Source organism: Micromonospora sp. NPDC049529 (assembly GCF_055586685.1).
Map to the genome: position 1 here is coordinate 90,352 of NZ_JBVJHT010000013.1, position 23,779 is coordinate 114,130.

13 protein-coding genes, 1 tRNA gene and 2 pseudogenes are annotated in these 23,779 nt (G+C 69.3%); 11 read left to right on the forward strand and 5 right to left on the reverse strand.

Annotated elements, in window-relative coordinates; all coding sequences use genetic code 11:
• Window positions 1–29: 29 nt before the first annotated feature.
• Entirely contained in the window at window positions 30–1,043 is a 1,014-nt protein-coding gene (locus ACZ6QQ_RS23460) for a UDP-N-acetylmuramate dehydrogenase (RefSeq protein ID WP_465879048.1), read from the reverse strand.
• Window positions 1,044–1,159: 116 nt separating this feature from the next.
• On the opposite strand from ACZ6QQ_RS23460, the gene ACZ6QQ_RS23465 reads away from it, so the two are divergent.
• Window positions 1,160–4,348, forward strand: coding sequence for a BTAD domain-containing putative transcriptional regulator (locus ACZ6QQ_RS23465; RefSeq protein ID WP_465879049.1), 3,189 nt, complete (start codon window positions 1,160–1,162; stop codon window positions 4,346–4,348).
• On the opposite strand, the gene ACZ6QQ_RS23470 is transcribed toward ACZ6QQ_RS23465, so the two are convergent.
• Together ACZ6QQ_RS23470 and ACZ6QQ_RS23475 are read right to left on the reverse strand one after the other, a co-directional pair.
• Window positions 4,349–5,176, reverse strand: coding sequence for an ABC transporter permease (locus ACZ6QQ_RS23470; RefSeq protein ID WP_465879051.1), 828 nt, complete (start codon window positions 5,174–5,176; stop codon window positions 4,349–4,351).
• Window positions 5,173–6,171 (reverse strand): ATP-binding cassette domain-containing protein, encoded by a 999-nt coding sequence (locus ACZ6QQ_RS23475; protein ID WP_465879053.1) that lies wholly within the window; start codon window positions 6,169–6,171, stop codon window positions 5,173–5,175. Before ACZ6QQ_RS23475 ends, ACZ6QQ_RS23470 begins: the two co-directional genes overlap by 4 nt.
• 1,346 nt (window positions 6,172–7,517) lie before the next feature.
• Here ACZ6QQ_RS23475 and ACZ6QQ_RS23480 point away from each other — a divergent pair.
• Window positions 7,518–7,811: a hypothetical protein gene (locus ACZ6QQ_RS23480; RefSeq protein ID WP_465879055.1), complete on the forward strand. Its 294-nt coding sequence runs from the start codon at window positions 7,518–7,520 to the stop codon at window positions 7,809–7,811.
• 197 nt (window positions 7,812–8,008) lie between these two features.
• On the opposite strand, the pseudogene ACZ6QQ_RS23485 reads toward ACZ6QQ_RS23480, so the two are convergent.
• Window positions 8,009–8,770, reverse strand: a pseudogene (locus ACZ6QQ_RS23485) (IS5 family transposase).
• A 682-nt stretch (window positions 8,771–9,452) separates the two neighbouring features.
• Here ACZ6QQ_RS23485 and ACZ6QQ_RS23490 point away from each other — a divergent pair.
• From ACZ6QQ_RS23490 to ACZ6QQ_RS23500, 3 genes and pseudogenes are all read left to right on the forward strand, one after another.
• Window positions 9,453–11,129, forward strand: coding sequence for an Eco57I restriction-modification methylase domain-containing protein (locus ACZ6QQ_RS23490; protein ID WP_465879057.1), 1,677 nt, complete (start codon window positions 9,453–9,455; stop codon window positions 11,127–11,129).
• A gap of 3 nt (window positions 11,130–11,132) precedes the next feature.
• A complete protein-coding gene (locus ACZ6QQ_RS23495; protein WP_465879058.1) occupies window positions 11,133–11,852 on the forward strand; it encodes a PaeR7I family type II restriction endonuclease in 720 nt (239 codons plus the stop codon).
• Window positions 11,853–12,434: 582 nt separating this feature from the next.
• Window positions 12,435–12,686 (forward strand): annotated as a pseudogene (locus ACZ6QQ_RS23500) (tyrosine-type recombinase/integrase); the annotation flags it as partial.
• A gap of 384 nt (window positions 12,687–13,070) precedes the next feature.
• Here the strand turns inward: ACZ6QQ_RS23500 and ACZ6QQ_RS23505 are convergent.
• Window positions 13,071–13,146 (reverse strand) — tRNA-Arg (locus ACZ6QQ_RS23505).
• Between the two features lie 472 nt (window positions 13,147–13,618).
• On the opposite strand from ACZ6QQ_RS23505, the gene ACZ6QQ_RS23510 reads away from it, so the two are divergent.
• The 6 genes from ACZ6QQ_RS23510 to ACZ6QQ_RS23535 form a co-directional block, all read left to right on the forward strand.
• The gene (locus ACZ6QQ_RS23510; RefSeq protein ID WP_465879059.1) at window positions 13,619–15,895 is read left to right on the forward strand and encodes a GDSL-type esterase/lipase family protein; all 2,277 of its coding nucleotides are present in this window, start codon (window positions 13,619–13,621) and stop codon (window positions 15,893–15,895) included.
• Window positions 15,896–15,969: 74 nt separating this feature from the next.
• The gene (locus ACZ6QQ_RS23515; protein ID WP_465879062.1) at window positions 15,970–16,134 is read left to right on the forward strand and encodes a hypothetical protein; all 165 of its coding nucleotides are present in this window, start codon (window positions 15,970–15,972) and stop codon (window positions 16,132–16,134) included.
• 75 nt (window positions 16,135–16,209) lie between these two features.
• Window positions 16,210–19,296, forward strand: coding sequence for an AfsR/SARP family transcriptional regulator (locus ACZ6QQ_RS23520; RefSeq protein ID WP_465879063.1), 3,087 nt, complete (start codon window positions 16,210–16,212; stop codon window positions 19,294–19,296).
• Window positions 19,297–19,400: 104 nt separating this feature from the next.
• Window positions 19,401–20,753 carry an FG-GAP repeat domain-containing protein gene (locus ACZ6QQ_RS23525; protein ID WP_465879064.1) on the forward strand — a complete coding sequence of 451 codons (1,353 nt, stop codon included), beginning with the start codon at window positions 19,401–19,403 and terminating at the stop codon, window positions 20,751–20,753.
• A 60-nt stretch (window positions 20,754–20,813) separates the two neighbouring features.
• Entirely contained in the window at window positions 20,814–22,199 is a 1,386-nt protein-coding gene (locus ACZ6QQ_RS23530) for an FG-GAP-like repeat-containing protein (protein ID WP_465879066.1), read from the forward strand.
• Between the two features lie 102 nt (window positions 22,200–22,301).
• On the forward strand, window positions 22,302–23,779 hold a 1,478-nt coding region (locus tag ACZ6QQ_RS23535), incomplete at its 3' end, for a GH25 family lysozyme (RefSeq protein ID WP_465879067.1).

Sequence of the window (23,779 nt, forward strand, 5' to 3'; positions counted from 1 at the left end):
GTTTCCCACCCGATCCGGGGTGCGCCCGTTCAGAAGGAGCAGTTGACGAGGTCGCACTCCGGGTTCAGGCGGACGTCGTACCGGGCCTGCACACCGTCGCGGATGTGCGCCGCGAACTTCATCACGTCCGCCGTCGTGGCGCCGCCCCGGTTGGTCAGGGCGAGCGCGTGGCGGCTGGACAGGGCGACGGTCCCGTTGCCCCAGTCCCGGCCGTAGCCGGGCGGGAAACCGGCGTGCTGGATCAACCACGCCGCGGAGAGCTTGGTTCCCTTGATGTCCGGGTGACTCGGGGCCTCGGCGGCTCGCGGGGGCACCTCGGCGAGCACCGGGTTGATGAAAAACGACCCTACGCTCCAGGTGTCGTGGTCGTCCGGGTTCAGCACCATTCCCCGGTCGCGGCGCTGGGCGATCACGGCCTCGCGTACGTCCGCCGGAGCGGCGGTGCCACCCACCTCGATGCCCAACCGCTCGGCGACCTGCGGAAAGGTGACCGGATTCGACTGGCCGTCGCGGCGCAGGCGCAACGTCACGTCGAGCACCACCCACCGGTCGCTGTGCTTGAAGACCGACTGCCGGTGGCTGCCGAACCCGCACTGCTCGGGAAGCCAACGCTCCACCGAACCCGTCTCCCGGTCGTAGACCGTGAGCGAATCGAGCACATCCGAGGTGAGGCTGCCGTACGCTCCGACGTTCTGCACCGGCGTACCGCCGACCGAGCCCGGAATTCCGGACAGCGCCTCGATGCCCGCCAGGCCCTCCCCCACCACCGTGCTGACCAGCTGGTCCCACTCGACCCCGGCGGCGGCGGTGACGAGGTCGCCGTCGATGTCCAGCTCGGTCGACGCCATCTTGAGCACGGTGTCCGGCCACCCCACGTCGCCGACGACAAGGTTCGACCCGCCACCCATCACCAGCAGCGGATCTCCGGCGCTGGTCACGCCCCGGAGCAGCTCGATGGCGTGCGGAACGCTGGTGGCGACGTGCAGCTGCCCTACCGGGCCGCCGATCCGCATCGTGGTCAGGTCAGCAAACGTGGTGGTCACGGCTGCATAGCTTACCGAGCGGCCCAGTACGGGTACCGGCCATCGGACCGCCGCGTCCCCGGCCGGCGGTGGGTAGTAGCGGACGGGCCGCCGGGCGGGTGGGGGATGCTGGGTCGGTGCAGATCACTATCCTCGGCCCGCTCGCCGTCGACGGCCAGCCGGTTAGGGGCGAGCGGCTCGCGGCGGTGGTCCGCGAACTCGTCACCGCGCGCGGACGGGCGGTCTCCACGGCGGCGCTGATCGACGCCGTCTGGGACGGCACACCACCCGACGACGCGACCGGGGCGGTCCAGGCGCTCGTCTCCCGGGTACGCCGCCTCGGACTGCCGGTGGTCGCCGTACCCGGGGGCTACCGGGTCCCGGCCGAGCAGGTCGAGGTCGACGCCGTCGAGGCCCGCGCGCTGGTCGAGCGGGGGCGGACCGCACTGCGTACGGATGACCCGGACAGCGCACGCCGGCTGGCCGACCAGGCCCGGGCCCTGTTTCCCGAGGTCCCGGAGCTGGGCATCGGCGACGACACCCGCCTGTTCGCGGATGTCGTCGCGCTGCGCGCCCGGGCGGCACTCGCCGGCTCCGGGCCGTTCGACGAGGCCGACCTGCGCCGACTCGTCGCACACACCCCACCGGACGAGCCGTCGGCGGCACTGCTCGTCCGGGTCCTGGCGGCCCAGGGCCGCGACGCGGAAGCTCTGGAGGTGATCGAGCGGCTCCGCGCCGAGCTGGCCGACCGGTACGGCTTCGACCCGCCCCCGGCGATCGCCGAGGTCCACCTGGCCCTGCTGCGCGGAGAACTCGCCGCCCCGGCCGTCGTGGAGGCACCCCGTCGACCGACCACGATCGCCCTGCCCGCCGCGTGGCGCCGATCCGCCACCGCCCTCGTCGGCCGGGAGCAGGACGTGACCTCGGTCACCGGAGCGCTGGTCAACGTACCGCTGGTCACCATCGTCGCGACCGGTGGCGCGGGCAAGACCCGGCTCGCCGCCGAGGTCGCCCGGCGTACGGCAGCCGCCGGGCGGACCGTACGCGTGATCGAGCTCGCGGGTCTGCGCGCGCCGGACGAGGTGCTGCCCACGGTGCTCGCGGCCCTCGGCGGCGCCGACACCTCCGCGACCGGGGCCAACCTGGGCCTCGACCGGCGGGTGCTCAGCCCCGAGGAACGGTTGCGGGCGATCGCGCCGGACCTCGACGGACTGCTGGTGCTGGACAACTGCGAGCACGTCCTCGACGCCGTCGCCGTCGTCGTCGCGGACCTGCTCGCCGTGGCCGCACCGGAGGTCGCGGTCCTCGCGACCAGCCGGGCCCCGCTGGGGCTGGTCGGGGAGCTGGTCCACCGGCTGACGGCACTGCCGGACGCCGACGCACTCGGGCTGGTCGAGACCCGCGCCCGAGCCGGCGGAGCGGTGCCGACCTGGGACACCGCACGCGCACTCACCCTGTGCCACCGACTGGACAACCTGCCGCTGGCCCTCGAACTCGCCGCCGCGCGGCTGCGCCACATGCCGATCGACGACGTCCTCGCCGGCCTGACCGACCGGTTCGCGCTGCTCGACGACGCCTTGCGCGGGCTGCCCGAGCGGCACGCCAGCCTGTGGGCGATGGTCGACTGGAGCCACGAACTCCTCGCTCCCGGCGACCGTGAGCTGCTGCAACGCCTCGCCGTCATCCCGGCGCCGTTCACCGCCGACCTCGCCGAAGCGGTCGCGCAGACCCCCGACGTACGGCGCGGGCTGGCAACGCTGGTCGAACAGTCCCTGCTGACACTGGTCGAGGGCGACGGTCCGCCCCGGTACCGGATGCTCGAAACGGTCCGCGAGTACGGCGAAGCCCGCCTCGACGCGGCCGGCGACCGGGAACCGGCGATGACCGGGCTGGTCGGGTGGGCCAGGGAGCTGTCGGTCGCGCTCGCCGCCCGGTTCATCGGCAGCGGGCAGCTCGACGCGCTCGCGCGCTGCGCCGCCGAGCAGGACAACCTGATCGCGGGCCTGCGCTGGGCGCTCGGGCAGGACGACGAACCCGCCTCGGTCGACATCGGCACCGCACTGTTCCACCTGTGGGCCGTACGCGGCCTGCACCTCGAAGTCACCGGCTGGGCCCGTGGACTCCTGCACGCCGATGAGCCGGAGCTGCGGCGGCGGTCGGCGATCCTGCACGGGCGGGCCGCCGGCAGGCCGCTGCCCGACGCCGACCGGCTCGCCTGGATCTGCCTGCTGATCGGGACCAACGCCGGCATCACCGGCCCGCTCCGGGTGGCCGTGCTCGCCCGACGGGCGTTGCGGACCCTGCTCGCGGAACGGCCCGGCGAGGTCTCGCCGAGGCAGACCGTACTCGCGACGGCGCTGCCCGGTCTCGACAGGTTCGACAAGTTCAACCCCGAGGCGAGCATGAAGGGCGCCGAACAGATGATCGCCCACCCGGACCCGTACGTGCAGGGGCTCGGCCTGTTCGCCCGCGCCGCCCTACGGGAGAACGGCGGCATGCCCGAGGCGTCGATCGCCGACGCCGAGCAGGCGTACCGCTGCTTCGAGGTGGCCGGGGACCACTGGGGGATGGCGGTCGCGGCGCAGGCCGTCGGGCAGTTCGGCAACTGGCAGGGCGACCCGCAGACCACCGAATGGCTGGCCCGTGGCGTACGCCATATGGACCTGGTCGGCGCGACGCAGGACGCCCGGTCGATCCGGGTGGTGCTGGACGTGCAACTGGCCTTGGCCGGCGACCCGGACGCGGAGCAGCGGCTGCGGGAGACGGCGGCGACCGGCCCGGCCGGGGAGATGGACACCGCGCAGTCCTACCTCGGGCTGGCCCAGCTCGCCTGGCAACGCGAGCGGTACGACGAAACAATCGCCTACGGAGACCTGGTGGCCCGGTCGGCGGCCGGGTTCGACGCCCTGCCGCCACAGCCGCGCATCATGTTCCGGGTCGCTGCCGCGGTCCTCTACCTGAGGGTGGCCGAGGTGTGGACGCCCCAGGGAGAGGATCCCGAGGCCCGAGCGGTCGCGCTGCTGACGCTCGCCCGCGACGAGGCGCTGTCCGGGCACGACCTGCCCCTGGTCGGGGCATGGGCGCTGGGCGGCGCCATGCTGGCCGCGTACCGGGGGGATCTCGCGACCGCGCGCGAACTGTGGGTGCTCGGCAGACGGATCGGGGCCAACCTCAACCGCCTCCTCCCACCCGGCGACGGCGAACGGCTCACCGCCGCCCTCGGGAACGAGGAGCAGCGGGAGCCGTTGCTGGTCGCCTGGCGCGAGCAACCACTCGCCGCCGTCGACGCCCGCATCCGCGAACTCATGGACGACCTGCTCGCGTAGCTACACCTTCTTCCGGTACGCCCGCAGCGCCAGTGGCATGAACAGCGCCACGAATCCGGCGCACCAGGCGAGGGTCCACCAGACGTGCGAGCCGACCGGGGTACCGAGGAAGAGTCCGCGTACCGCCGCCACCAGGTGCGTCATCGGGTTGACGTCGACGAACGCCTGCATCCAGCCCGGCAGGGTGTTGGCGTCGACGAACACGTTCGAGGCGAAACTCAACGGCATGATCAGGGCGAACATCAGACCCTGTACGGCACCCGGTGTGCGTACCTTCATCCCGACGAAGACCGGCAGCCAGCTCAGGCAGAGCGCGAACAGCACCGCGAGCAGGCAGCCCGCGATCGCGCGCAACGGGTCGGAGTCGATCCGGAAGCCGAGCAGGTAGCCGATCGCGAGTGTCGAGATCGTGACGATCACGTACCGGACGACGTCGCCGAGCACGGCGCCGAGCAGAGGTGCGGAGCGCGGGATCGGCAGCGACCGGAACCGGTCGAAAATACCCTTGGCAATATCGGTGTTGAGGTTGACGCCGATCGCTATGCAGCCCGTGGCGATAGTCTGGGCCAAAATCCCGGGCAGCAGGAACTGCAGGTAGTCGTGGGTCGAGCCGGCGACCGCGCCGCCGAAAATGTAGACGAAAATGACGAGGAACAGCACCGGCTGAAGCGTGACGTCGATCAGGGCTTCCGGCGTACGCCAGGTTTTGATCAAACTACGCTTGGCGAGCGCCAGCGAGTGCCGGACCAGCCGGAACCGGCGCGGATTCGGGGCCACCGTCGACAGTGCGCCGCTCGCCCTCGGGGCAGTCTCGACCATGGTGCTCATGCCGCCACCTCCGTCTTCTTCGTCGGGTCCTCGGTCCTGGTCGTGTCGTCGGCGGACGCGGTGCGGCCGGTGAGGGTGAAGAACACCTCGTCCAAACTGGGCAGGTGCAGGGAGAGTTCGGTGACCGCGATCCGGGCGGCGGCGAACCGCGCGACGCTCTCGGTCAGCGCCCCGTCGTCGGTCACCGGCACCGCGAGCACCCCCTTGCGGATCTCGTCGGCCGCCGCACCCGACGACACCTCGGACAGGATCGCCGCCGTACGGTTCAGGTCCGCCGGATCCGACGGCCGTACCTCCAGCGTCTGGCCGCCGACCACCCGCTTGAGCCCCTCCGGCGTGTCGTACGCGATCACCCGGCCGTGGTCGATCACCGTGATCGCGTCAGCGAGGGCGTCAGCCTCCTCCAGGTACTGCGTGGTGAGCAGCACGGTCGCACCATTCGTGACCAGCGACCGCACCACGTCCCACATGTCCTCGCGCTTGGCCGGGTCGAGCCCGGTCGTCGGCTCGTCGAGGAAAATCACGTCCGGCGAGCCGACCAGACTGGCGGCCAGGTCCAGCCGCCGCCGCATCCCACCGGAGTACGTCTTCGCCGGCCGGTTCGCGGCCTCGGTCAGGTCGAACCAGTCGAGCAGCTCGGCGGCCCGACGGCGGGACCCGGCCCGCCCCAGTTCGAGCAGTGTGCCGAACAGTTCCAGGTTCTGCCGGCCGGTCAGGTCCTCGTCGACGGAGGCGTACTGCCCGGTGAGACCGATCGCCTGCCGTACCCGCTCGGCGTCCCGTACGACGTCGAAACCGCTGATCCTGGCCGTACCGGCGTCGGGGGTCAGGAGCGTGGAGAGAATCCGTACGGCCGTGGTCTTGCCCGCGCCGTTCGGTCCGAGCACCCCGAGCACAGTCCCCCGAGGTACGGCCAGGTCCACGCCCTGTAACGCCCTCGTCTTCCCGAATTGTTTGACGAGACCCTCGGCCTCGATCACCAGATCCGCTGTCATGTTCCCCAGGTTGCAAGGCTCGGCTGACACCGCCCCGACATGCCACCGACACGGAGTCGATGCCGTATCGATGGCCCACAAATCAGCGCCGGAGGTCGCCGAACGGGCCGGTCACTCGGTGGATCAGACCAGCTTGCGCGTGGTGGTGGACTACTGGTGGGCACCCTTCCACGACGCCAAGCGAGACATTGCCACCGCTGTCCTCACCCGCACACCATGGGTGCGGCACTACCTTGGCTACCGCTGTCCCCGACAGGAAGAGTCGGGAGAGTTCAGCGTTCAGACGAACCTGACCCGGCCCGTCTCACAGACCTGCCAGCACTGTTCGGCGTCCCTGCGTGAGAGCCGGGACGCTCCCCAGGTTCGTCTTCTGATGGACCGCGATGATCACCGTCAGGACCCGAGAGGCCGTGGCTGACGCTGCGGGCTCTCGTGTTTTGCACCCTCTGGGCTGAGCAAACGCTGTCCCACAGGGCATCAAGATCATTGCACGTATTTTGCACGGCCCTCGACAAACGGTGGCTACAGGCAGCCTACGAAATCAAATCGGCCAGGGAGCATTCCCGCTGACCAGAGGACGTTTTTGCTGATCTTCGAGGTGCCCCCGGCAGGATTCGAACCTGCGACACGGTTGCCGAACGCCACGGCGCCGGGCTTGTCAATGCTTGTCACATCCTGCTTGTCACATCCTGGCATTGAGCTGCACAAACGCCGCCACGCGATCCTCATCGTTTGTCGTTGATAGTCGACGCTTAGGGGCAGTTTTCGGGGGGTAAGCGGGGCACCAACCCGCCGGTGGTGGCTGGGGCCGGGGGCGGGGGCGGGGGCGGGGGCGGGGGCGGGACGGTGGCGCAGGTTAGCGCCCTGCCGGGGGCACCAACCTTCGACGAGTTCCGCAGCTCAAGGCCATGATCGCTACGAGGTGATGGTCGTGAACTCGGATCGAGGGCCGGTCGGCTGGTCGCGCCGTGGCAGTTTGCCCAGCTCAACGGCCATCGGGCCGCCTCCAGAATTGTCGCAGGTTCGCGTCCTGGGTGACGCGCAAAGCATCTCGGCCAGCTGACGAGGCGATCTTCGACTGAAACGAAGGCTGGTACAAAACCCGCCGCCGGCACTCCACCCTCGACTACCTCCGTCCCGCTGCCTACGAACCCGCTGGGCGTATCGCGCCACCAGTCCGACAAGTAGCGTGACAACGAACTACTGACCCTGTCCGTCAAACCGGGTCAATCCCAGCCCACCCCTGCCCGGGTCGATTGACGATCAGTTGGGAAGGGGTTGCTATTCCGGCCGGTGTGGATCCTGACCACAATGGATGGAGCACTAGCCACTCCGAAGGGACCCCCGTGAAACGCCAACTTCTGTCCGTACTGACGATCGCGGCTATCAGCCTCACCGGCACGGCCGTGGTGGCCGCGCCGGCCCATGCCAGCGACGCACCCGGCTTCCTCTGCAACCTGACGCAGAACACCTGGCTGCGGGCCGCACCGCACGGCCACGTCCTGCGTACCCTGACCGCCGGTCGCGGGTTCCGCGCGCACGCGGGCTGGAGCGAGAACAACGACAACTGGGTCTACGGCCACGGCGCCGAGGACCCGTCGCTGGACGGCTGGGTCCCGCTGGGCAACACCACCTGCTGAACGGGCACGCCGGCACGGGGGTGGTCGCGGAGCACCTGCGACCACCCCCGTATCCGTCTTCGCGGCTGGCCGCACCGGCGCCATCTACCAGCTTCCTCGGCATGGACGTACAGGTCGGACTCGCGCGAGTTGCACCTCTAGCCTGCTTCAGTGAGTGTTCGAGAGGGGTGTTAGTCGGGCTGGTCGAAGGTGCGGGGTTATTGCCGGCGGGCTGGGCCTCCTCGGGTGAGTCGGCGGATCATCTGGTTGATCGCGGCCCACCGGATCAGGGCTTCGGACACCGCCGGGTCGCGTTCGTAGTCAGGGGCCAGCCGCCGGTACGAGGTGAGCCAGGCCAGGGTCCGCTCGACCACCCACCGCCTCGGGTGGACCACGAACCCTTCCTGGTCGGCCGGCTTCCGGACAATCTCAAGTTGAGTACGGAGAACATCGCGGCACCAGTCGACCAGACGGCCGGCGAAGCCCTAATCGGCGAACACGAACCGGATCGGCGTACCGGCGTAAGCGGCCAGCAGGGCACCCTTCGCCCCGTCGCCGTCCCGCCACGACGCCGCCAGGACCCACACACAGACCAGCAGACCGCGAGTGTCGGTCACGACGAACCGCTTCCGACCGTTGACCCTCTTCCCAACGTCGTAGCCGCGGGTGTCCCGGCCCACCGCGTCCGCGCCCTTCACCGACTGGGAGTCGATGAACCCCGCCGACGGCTGCGGGTTCCGACCCTCAACCAGGCGGACCTCCTCCCGCAACAGGTCCAGGATCCGCTCGGTGACCTGACGTTTCTCCCACTGCCTGAACTGCCAGTACACCGTCGACCACGGCGGGAAGTCCACCGGCAACCGCCGCCACGAACACCCGGTCCGCACCACGTACAAGATGGCCTCGACCACGTCCCGACGCGGATGCTTCGGCACCCGACCAGGCTCCTTGGCGTTACCGAGGGGATTCCGGGGGACGATTCAAAACCACATAGATGGATTTCGAAACCCTGACTGGCTTTTTGCTGGTCAGAGCCTCACGTTGGTGCCCCCGGCGGGATTCGAACCTGCGACACACGGTTACCGTGCGTGACGGTCCCGAGCTTGTCGTTGATCGTCAAAACTCGTTCGCTGACCTGCTCGAATCCGAGTGCCAACTTATCTACGTCTGTCACTCATAGGCGACACTTGGTAGGGGTTTTCGGGGGGTAAACGGGGGAGGAACATCGCGGTGCACGATGCCGTCGGGGAGCGCGACGCAGGCACAAGCTGGTGCCGCGCCGGGAGCAAATCACAGAACGGCAATAGCTCAGCGCGGACTGATCGACTGATCATTTCGGAAGGCTTCCATCTCAATCACCTGGGCGGACAGCCCAGCCGCCTACAGGGTCGGCTGTCCCCCGGTCTACGACCTCGTAGTGCTCCTGCAGCCTGCTGTACCGCCTTGACGAGCAGACCGCGTCGCTCGAGGCGGATGCGTGCCAGCAAGCCGTCCGGCTTCCGCACCGCATCCGGGTGTGATCCGCAGCCGTTACGGATCACGCGCGGGACACGACGAACTCCGACGCGGATGGCCTCCCCGTCGATGTCACCCCTCTGGGTAACCTGAGATCATCGCTCGTCTACGAGCTGAAGTGACGAATCGGGCGAGCAGAGGATGACGGTGAGTGCAGTCGAGCAGGTGTTTCTGGAGCGCGACGCGGTCTCCCCAGTTAGTTACGGCGAGGTGTTCACCAGGCGATGGGTCGTCGACGTGCTGCTCGACCTTACGGGCTACACGGCTGATCGCGACCTCGGCGACCTCTACCTCATTGAACCGTCCTGTGGCTCAGGGGCATTTCTCGGGCCCGCCGTCGAGCGTTTGATCGCCTCCGCGAGCTCCCGCAGGCGAGACCTCGCGACGCTGGCTGATGCGATCCGTGCCTACGACCTCCAGCCCGAGCACGTTCGTACGTCGCGGGCTCTGTGCCGGGATCTCCTTGTTGCCGCGGGCGCAGCACAGTCGACCGCGACATCGCTGGCCGCGACCTGGGTCCGAAACACTGACTTCCTGCTCGACGATGTGGGAGACCGCGAGGCCGATGTCGCGATCGGCAACCCGCCCTATATCCGCTACGACGATCTCGACGAAGTGACCGCCGCCGCGTACCGCCGAACCTGGTCCACGATGCGCGGCCGTGGGGATATCTACGTCGGGTTCATCGAACGCTGTCTCGCCATACTCAAGCCGGAGGGCCGACTCGGCTTCATCTGCGCCGACCGGTGGATGCGCAACCAGTACGGTGGCGCGCTGCGTGAGCTCGTCGCGGCGCGCTACTCGGTCGAGCACATTTGGACGATGCACGACACCGATGCGTTCGAGGCCCAGGTATCCGCCTACCCGGCGATCACCGTCCTCGCGAACAGGCCGCAGGGTCCTGTGATCGTCGCGGACACGACCGCGGATTTCGGAGCGGCGCAGGCGTTCGCACTCGCGAAGGCCACCTCGGACAGTTCGTTTCACGACTTTCTCGACGTCGGTGTCAAGGCGCACCGACTGCCGCACTGGTTCAACAGCGGGTCTTTCTGGCCGACCGGATCCCCGGCCAGACTCGCCCTGATCGAGCTGCTCAACGACCAGTTCGGCCCGCTCCATGACCGGGTCACCGGCACCAGGGTGTCTATCGGGATCGCGACCGGCGCGGACAAGGCGTACGTCACCAAGGATCGCGACGCCGTCGAGCCGGATCGGATGCTCCCGCTCTCGATGCGACAGGACCTGAAAACCGGCTCGTTCGCGTGGCAGGGCAACTACCTGGTGAACCCGTGGGACACCGACGGCCGCCTGGTCGACCTCGCCGACTACCCCCGGATGGCGGCGTACCTCGGGAAGCACCCGGGCCTAAAGGACCGCTTCGTCGCCAAAAAGGCACCGGGCTCCTGGTACCGGACTATCGACAAGGTGAACGCCACGGTCACGGACAGGCCAAAGCTACTGATCCAGGACATGAAGACCAATATCCATCCCGTCCTGGAGACCGGCGGCTACTACCCGCACCACAACCTCTACTACGTCGTCTCCGACACCTGGGACATGGAGGTGCTCGGAGGGTTGCTATTATCCAGGGTCGCGCAGGCGTTCATCGAGGCCTACTGCGTACGGATGCGCGGGGGAACCCTCCGGTTCCAGGCGCAGTACCTCAAGCAGATCCGCGTGCCGGCGCCCGACGCGATCCCCGATGACATCGGCGACGCGCTCCGTGACGCGTTCCGCAGGCGGGACGTCCTTGCGGCCACGGAGGCCGCAGCCAGGGCCTACGACATCGACCTCTCCAGCTACGAGCTCACCGAAGGACTCTGACTCATGGCCCGTGATGTGCAGCCGCTGCTTGAGAACTGGTGGAAGGCGAAGAACGCCGCCGTCGCCAAGCTGGCCGCCGACGGAAAGTCGAACACCGGGGCCCAGGCCCGCGACGCCAGGCACATGCAGAGCATCGCGGCGTTCGTCCGACAGATGTTCATCGACGCAGGGCTCCCCGAGCACGAGGTGACCATCGACAGCGTCGTCCCCGGCTACTTCCGCCGGTCGAAGAACTGGGACGTCGTAGCGATGTATAAGGGCCACCTGGTAGGCGTCGTCGAGCTGAAGTCGCAGGCGTCGAGCCCGGGCAACAACGCGAACAACCGCATCGAGGAGGCCATCGGCAGCTCCGTCGACGCCAAGACCGTCCAGGAGATGACCAAGGCCTTCGGCACGCTCGGGGTCTGGTCCGCCTGGTGCATCACGTTCAACCGCGACTGCGAGAGCGGCGTACCGATTAAGCCAGTTCCACCGAGGCAGTTGCGCGTGCCGACGATCGACCCTGCGTTCCAAAACATGACCTATGCGACCCAGTACGCGACCGCCATCGAGCGATTCATCTCGCAGAAGGTCTACGACGCCGGCTGGATGATCGTCACCTGGGTCAATGCCGACCAGACCGTCGGATACGACGAGCCGATCCCGACGGCCACCGCGGAGACCTTGTGGACGCAGATCGAGGCTCGCGTGAGGTTCGCCAAGCAGGCTCTGCGTAACGCATAACGTCGGCGTGCTGGCGCTCAGCGCTTCGCACGCTGGTTGCCGTGGCCGTTGACTGCGCATTTGATCAAGGCCGGCGGTGGTCCAGGCGCTGACAGCGCCCCGGCCAGAACACGCGGGCTGATGCCGAGTAGCGCGTCCCAGCCTCTGGCGATCGTAGGAGCAACGCACGACCGGGCAGGCGTAGCAGAGCTGCTGTAGCCGAGGGCGAGAGCGAGGATGAGGGCGGCGACGATCCGCAAAGCGTGGTGCTCGCCGGTGGGGTCGGCGGGCACCGTTATGGTGCTGGGCATTACTGCCGCAGCAGCAGCCGGTCTGCGCTCCGGCGGGTTCGGCGTCGAGCGTGACGAGGTTCAGTGGCGCGGCGAGCAGCCCTCCGGTGATGCCGGTGGCCAGCCTGCGTGACAGCGGCTCGACGGCCGGTGCGGGTCCGCAGCAGCTGTCGCCGGCGGCGGAGTCGTCGGGGTTGCTGTTGCCGACCCGGTCTCGGGCATGTCGCGGGTGGCGCTGCGCCTACGGTGTTCCGCCCAGGAGCTACTACTGTGTGTTTCGCCCGGCGCGGGAACGTTGGACTTGTAGGAGCATGCAGCCTTCCGAACGGTGGTCCTGCCTCGGTTCGCGGTCGCGATGCTGTTGGCCCGCAAGTTCCACGCCGCCGATAACCCCCACGACGCCATCTACTCCTCCCGGCGTGGCACCTGGCTGTCCCCGCAGAACGTGCGCCGCCAGTGGGCGTCAAGCCCGCGCCGACGCGGGCCTCGAATGGGTCACCCCCCGCACACCTTCCGTAAGACCGTCGCCACCCTGCTCGACAAGGAAGCCGACGCCAAGCGCGCCGTGAGGCCATCCAGGCCATCGCGGCGCACATCGGCGTTGTCACGATGGAGGCGGTAGGCGCATACGCGGTGGACAGCCCGTGCCGGCCGAATGCCGCAACCGCCGGCCGGCCGGCGGCAACCGGCGCTCAAGGAGGCGGTCGGCGCCCTGCCGCTGCGGCCGGCGGTTTGGGCTAACCAAGCGGCAATCGAGCCCGAGCTCCGCCACGTGACCCGCGCAGATCCGGATAGGCACGCAGGGACAGCTGCCGACGCCCCAGCAGGGGGCCCGCCGTAACCTGATCGCCCACACGTGTTACCGGGGGGGATTTTCGGGGGATGACTCAAATCAACATAGATAGACATCTACACCACGGCCAGCTTGTTGCTGGTCAGGACCTCGCACTGGTGCCCCCGGCAGGATTCGAACCTGCGACACACGGTTTAGGAAACCGATGCTCTATCCCCTGAGCTACGAGGGCGCGAGTCCTCAGGGTACCCGCCTGCGGTCGGTAGGCGTCGACAGGGAGCGGTAGACGTCGTTAGCTGCCGGTAGGCGTCGCAGGCCCGGCCAGGGACCCCACACGGACCCCACGCTATCCCGTGCGCGGCGCCGGCCTCATCGTCGCCCGGGCCGCCGACCCCGCGTTCGCCGGCCGAACCGGCGACTACCACGCCGTCCGAGGAGCGCGCCGCATCCAGCCCGTATCCCCGGGGAACGCCCCGCCGCTGCAGACACGACTCTGGGACGAGACCCGGAAACTGCTCGAGCGGCCGGCGGCCGAGTAGACCGAGCGGGTCCGGATCGTCTTGACCTAGAGTTTGATGTCTATCTATTGACCGCATGTGTGACGACGCCTACCGTCTATTCGTGATCATCGAATTCGACGGGCACTGGTCGTGACCATGAGGCGGCGTTCGTACCGCCGGATAGGTCGACTCCTGGTCGTCGCCGTGACGGCCTTCTCCGTGATCGCCGGCCTCGCGCCGGCCCCCGCCGTCGCGGCCGACGCGGACGACGTCACGGTCGACCTCGCCATCACGGAGGCGTACGACGCCGCCACCGTGGACCGGAAGATCCAGGAGATCGAAGGGCGCGCCCAGCCGCTGGGCGACTCGCTGCGCGACATCCTCGAGGCGTACCCGTCGGGGTTGCCCAGCGCCGGTGTCGACACCTGGATGAACTTCGACGGCGACCTGAGTCGTACGGCCACCGGTGTACGGATCGTGATCTTCGATGCCGCGCCGCACGTGGAGGCGAACTGGTGGCAGACCATCCTGGCGGGCGCGGTCGCGCTGCTGATCACGATCGCCGCCGACGCCGCCTGCGTGGCGTTTCTTCCGGCGGCCGCACCGTGGTGCACGGCGGTCGGCGCCGCGTTCGGTGAGTTCGTCAAGAGTGTGATCCTCATGGCGGTCGACGGGAAGCTGTCCGACGGCCAGGAGTGGATCAATACGCTGATCAACATGGCCTACGCGTTCGTCGGCGGGGTCGCCTGGGCACAAACCGGTATCGGTCGGTGGCTCGTGGAGAAGGGCCCGGGGACGATGCGGAGCCTCGGTCAGAACCTGAAGCGGATCGGTGAGACGTTCTCCGGCGTGATCCGGACGGCGTGCGGCGCCGGCGGCAGCTTCCTCGAGACCATCGCCCCCTACATTCCGGGTGCGGTGCAGCGGCTCGGCCGGCCCGTCGGTGCGTTGCGGGTGATGCCCCTCGGCGACTCGATCACCTACGGGATCGGCAGCCCCACCGAGGACAGCTACCGGCGCCAGTTGCAGAGCGGGCTTTCCACGCACGGTGTCGGCTACGACTTCGTCGGCTCCCTGAGCAACGGCTCCGCCGGTGTGGACCGCAATCACGAGGGCCACATCGCCTGGCGGATCGACCAGATCGCCGTCGAGGCGCGGTGCTGGCTCGCGGGCACCCGACCCAACGTGGTCACGCTCCACCTCGGCACCAACGACATGATCCAGAACTATCAGGCATCGACCGCTCCGGCCCGCCTCGGCGCCCTCGTCGACCAGGTCTTCGCGACCGTGCCCGAGGCCACGGTGATCGTCTCGTCGTTGGTTCCCTCCCGCACTCCGGCGATCGACACCCGGATCCGCGCGTTCAACCGGGCCCTCTACGACGTGGTGGAGAGCCGCCGGGTCGCCGGCCGGAAGGTGGTCTACGTCGACCTCGGTGCGGTCACGACCGCAGACATCGCCGATGACGTGCACCCCAACGACCGCGGCTACACCAAGATGGGCAAGGCGTTCACCATCGGCGTGCTGCGGGCCGCGACCAAGGACTGGATCAGCGCGCCGCAGGCCCCGACCACCTGCTCGGGCGAGCCGATCCCCAACGGGCGCGTCCTGCAGTTCGCCGACGTCAACGGCGACCGGCGCGACGACTACCTGGCCGTTGACCCGCGCAACGGATCGGTGCACGCCTGGCTCAACAACGGCGCGCACGATCCTGGCGACAAATGGATCGACGCCGGCATCATCGCCTCCGGCTACAACACCGGCGTCGGCACCGGCGCCCGGCAGGTGCAGTTCGCCGACCTCGACGGTGACCGGCGGGCCGACTACCTGGCCGTCGACCCGCGCGACGGATCGGTGCGGGCGTGGATCAACAACGGCGCGGACCGCCCCGGCGACCACTGGCTCGACCGCGGGGTGATCGCCTCCGGCATCAACACCGGCGTCGGCATCGGTGCCCGGCAGGTGCAGTTCGGCTACCTCGACTGGAACAGCACCGCCGACTACCTGGCTGTGGATCCCCGCAACGGCTCGGTGCGGGCCTGGCTCAACGACGGCGCCGCCTGGGCCGGCGACCACTGGATCGACGCCGGGACCGTGGCCTCCGGCTACAACACCGGCGTCGGCACCGGCGCGCGTCAGGTGCGGTTCGCCGACATCGACGGCGACCACTACTCGGATTTCCTGGCCGTCGACCCACGTGACGGCTCGGTGCGGGCCTGGCTCAACGACGGCGCCTTCCAGGGCGGCGACCGCTGGATCGACCGCGGCGTCGTCGCCTCCGGCTACAACACCGGCGTCAACCTCAACGGCCGCCAGGTGATGTTCGCGAAGCTCGATGTCGACCTCGACCACGACTATCTCGCCGCCGACCCGCGCAACGGCTCGGTCCGCGGGTGGCTCAACGACCTCGCCTGGCTCGGCGGCGACCGGTGGATCGACCGCGGGATCATCGCCTCCGGCTACAACACGGGCGTCGGCTGAGCCGAGCGTCATCAGCTGGCCGCGCACTCGACTCTGGTGGGACTGGACAGAAGTACGACGCCTCGCATGCCGGGGTGGACTTGTGGCCGAGGGGCCGCCGCGGCCAGGCCCTCGGGCAGGTCGACGTCGCCGGGGACGTCCTTGAGGCAGTGCACGGCGATCGTGACCTCCTCGGCGAACTGGGCGCGGTCCAGCTCCTGGCCGCCGGTGCACTGCTCTACCCGCAGCTGCCGCGCTGACCGAACGGCTGATTTCGACCGCCGCATAGACAGTTACCCTTGTCGATCGTAGACGCATCCTGGGGGGAGGATGGCGTGGACTTTCGGTTGCTGGGGCCGGTCGAAGCCTGGGCAAGGGAACACCCGGTGCAGTTGGGCGGGACAAAGCCACGGACTCTGCTCACCGTTCTCCTGGTCGAGCACGACCAGGTCGTACCGGGCGCCCGGCTGATCGACGCGATCTGGGGCAGTGCCCCGCCGGACCGGGCCCGCAACGTGTTGCAGACCTACATCTCCACCCTGCGCCAGGTACTGGCCCGGGCCGGCGCGGTCGACATGATCGCCACCCGTCCGCCCGGCTACGCACTGCGGCTGGCCCCGCACACCCTCGATCGTGACGTGTTCGAGCGGTTGCTGGCGCAGGGGCGCGCGGCGGCGGCCGAGCACCGGCACCGGGACGCGGCCGAGCTGCTCCGCGCGGCGTCGGCCCAGTGGCGCGGCGCGGCGCTGGGCGGCGCGGAGAGCGGGCTGCTCGCCGGTGAGGCCGCCCGCCTGAACGACCTGCGAATCGCCACGGTCGAGGACCGGATCAACGCCGACCTGGCCCTGGGCCGGTTCGACGAGGTCTCCGCGGAGCTGGCCGACCTGGTAAGCCGGTACCCGTTTCGGGAACGCCTGCGGGGGCAGCTCATGCGGGCGTTGTCCGGGCTGGGCCGGCGCCCGGAGGCGCTCGCGGTCTACCAGGACGCCCGGAGCGCGCTGGTGGAGGAGCTGGGGATCGAGCCGGGGCCGGAACTGCAGGCGGTGCAGCACGCGATCCTGCGTGACGACCCGGCCGTCACCGGGCCGGACGGCGGGCGGGGGCGGTCCCACCCGGTTCGGATGGAGCAGTCGGCGCCGGGACCGGCGGAGCAGGAACCGGAGGCCACGCCGCGCACGGCACCGGCTCAGCTCCCACCGGTACCGGCCGACTTCACCGGGCGCGAGGTCGAGGTACGCGCCCTCGCCACCGCGTTGACCGACCGCGCGCCCGTGGTGCCGGTGCACGTGATCGCGGGTAAGGGCGGTTCCGGCAAGTCCGCGTTGGCCGCCCGGGTGGCCCACACCGTGGCACCTGAGTACCCCACCGGCCAGCTCTACGCCGACCTGCGCGGAATGAGCGAGGCACCGGCGGAGCCCCGGGAGGTGCTGGGCCGGTTCCTCCAGGCGCTCGGGGTCGCGCCGGCCGACCTGCCGGAGACCACCGAGGAGCGGGTCGCTCGCTACCGTACGTTGATGGCCGGCAAGCGGATGCTGGTGCTGCTGGACGACGCGGGGAGCGAACGGCAGGTACGCCCCCTGCTCCCGGGCACCCCCGGCTGTTCGGTCATCATCACCTCGCGTAGTCGGCTGATGGGGCTCGCCGGCCTGTCGGTGACCGAGCTGGACGTGCTGGGCCCGGACGAGTCGATGGCCCTGCTGGCCAAGATCGTCAGCGCCGAACGGGTCGAACACGAGCCGGCCGCGGCCCGCTGGATCGTCGCCCAGTGCGGCGGCCTTCCGCTGGCCATCCGGGTGGCCGGGGCGCGGTTGGCCAGCCGGCAGCGTTGGCCGCTGCAACTGTTGGCCGACCGGCTGGCTGACGAACGTCGGCGGCTGGACGAACTCAGCGTCGGCGACCAGGAGGTACGGGCCAGCATCTCGCTGAGCTACCGTACGCTCGATCCGCAGGCACAGTCGGCGTTGCGGATCCTCGGCCTGCTCGGCCTGCCCGACTTTCCGTCCTGGATCGTCGCCGCCGCGCTCCGCCTCGCCGAACTGGAGGGCGAACAGGCGGTCGAGCGGCTGGTCGACGCGCAACTGGTCGACTTCACCAGCGTCGACGGTCTGGGCGACCTGCGGTACCGGATCCACGACCTGGTGCGGATCTTCGCCCGGGAGCGGGCCGAGGCGGAGGAGACGGTCGCCACCCGGAACCAGATCGTCTCCCAGGTGATCGGGCACTGGATCTGGCTGATCCAGACGATCACGGTGGGGTCGCCGTCGGGGCAGTTCGACATCCTGGAAAAGTCACGGGTGGCCTCCGCCCCCTACGAGGAGGTGACCCGGCGGGTCGCCGCCAACCATCGGGTCTGGCTCGACGTCGAACACAACGCGTTGATCACGGCGGTCGAGGTCGCCGCCGGAATGGGGCTCGACCAGGTCGCCTGTGACCTGGCCCGCGCGCTGTCGACGGTGGAGTACTCCAAGGCGAACCGGTTCGACGCGTGGACCCGTACGCACGACGCCGCACTCCAGGCGGCCCGGCGCAGCGGGAACCGCTATGGCGAGGCGATCCTGCTCTCCGGCTTCGGGCGGTTGCGCTGTGCCCAGGACCGCTACACCGAGGCGAAGGACTACCTCCGGCAGGCACTGGACGCCTTCCGCCAGGACAAGGACGAGCGGGGGGAGGCGACCACCCTCGCCGAACTGGGAGAGGTCTGCCGGGAGCAGGGACACCTGGCCGAATCGCTGCACTTCTTCGGCCGGGCGGCGGTGATCGTGGAGGGGCTCGGCGACGACAACGCCATCGGCTATCTCCGGCGACTCGCCGGCTCGGTCCGGGTCGAGCAGGGCGACTACCCGGCCGCGTACCAGGACCTGACCGAGGCGTTGGCCGCCTACCGCCGCTCCGGCAGCCGGCGGGGCGAGGCGATGACGCAACGCTCGTTGGCGTTGTACCACCGGTCCCGGGGGGAGCTGGACGAGGCGTTGGAGCAGTGCTCACGGTCGCTCGACGGGTTCCGGCAGGTCGGCGACACGCTGCTGGAGGCGTACGGGCTCAGGGCCCTCGGCAAGACGCTGATCCGGCTGGACCGCCCCGGCGAGGCGGAGCAGCCGCTGCACCGCTCACTGGCGATCAGTCAGGAGGCCGGCGACCGCTGGGGCCAGGCGGCAACGTTACGGGTGCTGGGCGAGCTGGCACTGAGTACCGGTGAGTTGGACCGGGCCGAACGCTTCCTCACCCTCGCGTTACGGGGGTGGGACGAGTTGGGGCTGCTCCTGTGGCGGGCCCGGACCCTGCGGGTCCTGGCCGGGCTGCAGACCGAGCGGGGCGACCCGAAGGCCGCCGGGGTGGCGGCGGCCGAGGCGCTTTCCATCTTCGAGAGTTTCGGCACCAGGGAGTACGGCGAACTCGTCACCGCGTTGCAGGAGAAGCTGTAGCCGCTTCAGAATCCGCTGAAGCGGCTTTGGGGTAAAGCTTCAGCACCCACCGCCAACCTTTCCGCATCGGGCAACGGGCCCGGGTCGGAAAGGAACTGGTAGCCATGCAGAAGCTCTCCCGGCGTACCCGGCTACTCCGCGGGGTGGCCACCGCCGTCGCGGTCGCGGCAACCACCGTCGGTCTCGTCGGCACCAACCTGGTGCTGACCGCGCAACCGGCCTCGGCCGCCTCCAGCGTCAACGGTTCGATCACCCGGGCCGAGGTGCTCGCCCGCGCGCAGTACTGGGTCGACCGTAGATTCACCTACAGTCAGTCCCGGTCGGCGCCGGACAGCAGTGGTCGGGACTACCGCACCGACTGCTCCGGCCTGGTCTCGATGGCCTGGCACCTGGGCACCAGCTACAGCACCGACAGCTTCCCCGGCTCGGGGCAGATCAGGACCCTGCCCAGCCTGCACTCGCTCAAGCCGGGCGACGCGGTGCTGCGCAGCGGGCACATGGAGCTGTTCTCGCACTGGAAGAACCCGAACGACCACGGCCAGGGGGCGTACGTCTACTCGTTCAACTCGGACGGGCAGACGGTGCAGAACCCGTACGCGCCGAACAACGTGGGGAGTCTCGGCTTCAACTCGTGGAGCGACCTCAACACCTTCGCCCCGATCCGGTACAAACGGATCATCGACGGCGAGCCGGGCGGCGATTTCAACGGCGACGGCAGGGCGGACGTGATCGCCCGGCACGCCACCAACAAGGACCTCTACCTCTACAAGGGTGACGGCTCCGGTGGCTTCGCCGGCAGTCAGGTGATCGGTAACAACTGGTCCGCCTTCGACATACTCTCCACCTCCGCCGACTTCAACGGCGACGGTGACGCCGACATCCTGGCCCGGCACGCCACCAACAAGGACCTCTACCTCTACCCCGGCAACGGCACCGGCGGCTTCGAGGCCAGCCGCGTCATCGGCAACAACTGGTCCGCCTTCGACGTGATCTTCTCCGCCGGGGACTTCGACGGCGACGGCAACGCCGACATCCTCGCCCGCCACGCCACCAACAAAGACCTCTACCTCTACCCCGGCAACGGCACCGGCGGCTTCGAGGCCAGCCGCGTCGTAGGCAACAACTGGTCCGCCTTCGACCTCGTCTTCTCCGCCGGGGACTTCAACGGGGACGGCAAGGCGGACGTGATCGCCCGGCACGCCACGAACAAGGACCTCTACCTCTACCCCGGCAACGGCACCGGCGGCTTCGGCGCCAGCCGGGTGATCGGCAACAACTGGTCCGCCTTCGACGTGATCTTCTCCGCCGGGGACTTCGACGGCGACGGCAACACCGACATCCTCGCCCGCCACGCCACCAACAAGGACCTCTACCTCTACCCCAGCAACGGCACCGGCGGCCTCGGCGCCAGCCGCGTCATCGGCAACAACTGGTCCGGCTTCGACCTCATCTTCTGAGCCACCGCCCCGCCCCGAAGGGGCAGCGCTTCCTCACTCCACCCATTCGAAGGAGAAACCATGACCACCGTCGGACGTACCCGTCGTCTGCTGAACGGCGCCGTCAGCGCCCTCGCGGCCCTCTCGATCGGCGTGGCCGGCGCCGTCCTCCCGGGCCAGAGCGCCCAGGCGGCCGGACCGCGCCCCCTCTTCCAACTCCCGGTGAACTGCGGTGAGACCTGGCGCCTCGCCACCTACGTCGGCCACGACAACTACGACATCGACATGACGCCCACCTCGGGCAGCGCGTGGGGCCGGCCGATCCTCGCCTCGTTCGCCGGCACCGTGGTCGCCTCCGGCATCGACGGGACGCTCGGCGGGCGGACGCCGCAGAACCCGAGCGGCCCGATGGGGACTGGCGGCGGCTACTACGTGAAGATCGACCACGGCAACGGCTGGCGCACCCTCTACCTGCACATGCTCCAGTCGCCGATGGTACGCGTCGGCGACACCGTCACCCGTGGTCAACAGCTCGGCAAGGTGGGCAGTACGGGCCGTTCCTCCGGCCCGCACCTGCACTACGAGCAGCAGCGGGACGGCGCCAAGATCGAGTCCCATTTCGACGGGGTGGCCTCCGGGATCACCCACGACGACGCCAACTACAGCGTCAAGCGGACCAGCAACAACTGCGGCAGCGCCCTGCCGGTGGACTTCAGCGGCGACGGCAAGGCGGACGTGCTGGCCCGGCACGGCACCAACAAGGACCTCTATCTGTACCGGGGCAACGGCTCGGGCGGCTTCGCCGGCAGCGCCGTGGTCGGCAACAACTGGTCCGCCTTCGACACCATCTTCTCCGCCGGGGACTTCAACGGCGACGGCGACGCCGACGTCCTGGCCCGCCACACCACCAACCAGGACCTCTACCTCTACCCCGGCAACGGGTCCGGCGGCTTCGACACCAGCCGCGTCATCGGCAACAACTGGTCCGCCTTCGACACCATCTTCTCGCCGGGGGACTTCGACGGCGACGGCCACGTGGACGTGATCGGCCGGCACGCCAGCAACAAGGACCTGTACCTCTACCCGGGCGACGGGTCCGGCGGGTTCGGCGCCAGCCGGGTGATCGGCAACAACTGGTCCGCCTTCGACAGCATCTTCTCGGCCGGTGACTTCAACGGCGACGGCAAGGCCGACGTACTGGCCCGCCACACCACCAACCAGGATCTCTACCTCTACCCGGGCAACGGGTCCGGCGGGTTCGGCGCCAGCCGGGTGATCGGCAACAACTGGTCCGCCTTCGACACCATCCTCTCCCCCGGCGACTTCAACGGCGACGGCGACGCCGACGTACTGGCCCGCCACACCACCAACCAGGACCTCTACCTCTACCCCGGCAACGGGTCCGGCGGCTTCGAGGCCAGCCAGGTCGTGGGAAACAACTGGTCCGCGTTCGACCTCATCTTCTGATCACCCCCCACCGACGGTGGCCACCGCCCGCTCGCCCCGGGCGGTGGTCACCGTCTCCACGGCCCGGCCCACCCATTGAATCCGGAGAGAGAGGACCAAGACATGTCACGCTTCACCCATTTTCGAGGCCGCCTCGTCGTCGCCGTCGCCGCGCTCGTGGCGACCGTCGTGGGCCTGGCCCCCGCTGCCCCGGCAAGCGCCGCACCACCCGGGTACGCCGTCCACGGCATCGACGTGTCGGTGTACCAGGGAACGATCAACTGGGCCTCGGTCGCGGGCGCCGGCACCGACTTCGCGTACGCCCGGGCCAGTCTCGGCAGCGGCTACACCGACCCCACCTTCACCGCGAACCACAACGGCGCCAAGTCGAACGGTCTCTACTTCGGGGCGTACCACTTCGCCCGGCCGGACCAGAGCAGTGGCCGGCAGCAGGCGGACTACTTTCTCGACCGGGCCCGGGTGGTGGACGACGGCCGGACCCTGCCCCCGATGCTCGACCTCGAATGGGGTCCGGACAGCGTGCCCACCTGCTTCGGACTCACCCAGGTCCAGATGGTGGCCTGGATCGGCGAGTTCCTCGACCGGGTCAAGGCCCGCACCGGCCGAACCGCGATGATCTACACCAACCGGAACTGGTGGAACCCCTGCGTGGGCTCGACCGCCTTCGGCGGGCACCCGCTGGCCCACCCCTGCTACTGCGCCAGCCCCGGCACCCTGGCCAACGGCTGGTCCCGGTTCACCGTCTGGCAGTACACCTCGACCGGCTCGGTCCCCGGTGTCTCCGGAAACGTCGACCAGGACGTTTTCAACGGCTCGCTGGCGGACCTGCGGGCGTTGGCGGCGGGCTCCGCGCCGGTCCGCGACTTCAGCGGTGACGGCAGGGCGGACGTCGTGGCCCGGCACGCCACCAACCAGGACCTCTACCTCTACCAGGGCGACGGCACCGGCGGCTTCGGTGCCAGCCGGGTGATCGGCAACAACTGGTCCGCCTTCGACGTGATCTTCTCCGTCGGCGACTTCGACGGCGACGGCAACGCCGACATCCTCGCCCGCCACGCCACCAACAAGGACCTCTACCTCTACCCCGGCAACGGCACCGGCGGCTTCGAGGCCAGCCGCGTCGTAGGCAACAACTGGTCCGCCTTCGACCTCGTCTTCTCCGCCGGGGACTTCAACGGGGACGGCAAGGCGGACGTGATCGCCCGACACGCCACGAACAAAGACCTCTACCTCTACCCCGGCAACGGCACCGGCGGCTTCGACACCAGCCGCGTCATCGGCAACAACTGGTCCGCCTTCGACACCATCCTCTCCGCCGGCGACTTCGACGGCGACGGCAACGCCGACATCCTCGCCCGCCACGCCACCAACAAAGACCTCTACCTCTACCCCGGCAACGGCACCGGCGGCTTCGACACCAGCCGCGTCATCGGCAACAACTGGTCCGCCTTCGACGTGATCTTCTCCGTCGGCGACTTCGACAGCGACGGCAACGCCGACATCCTCGCCCGCCACGCCACCAACAAAGACCTCTACCTCTACCCCGGCAACGGCACCGGCGGCTTCGACACCAGCCGCGT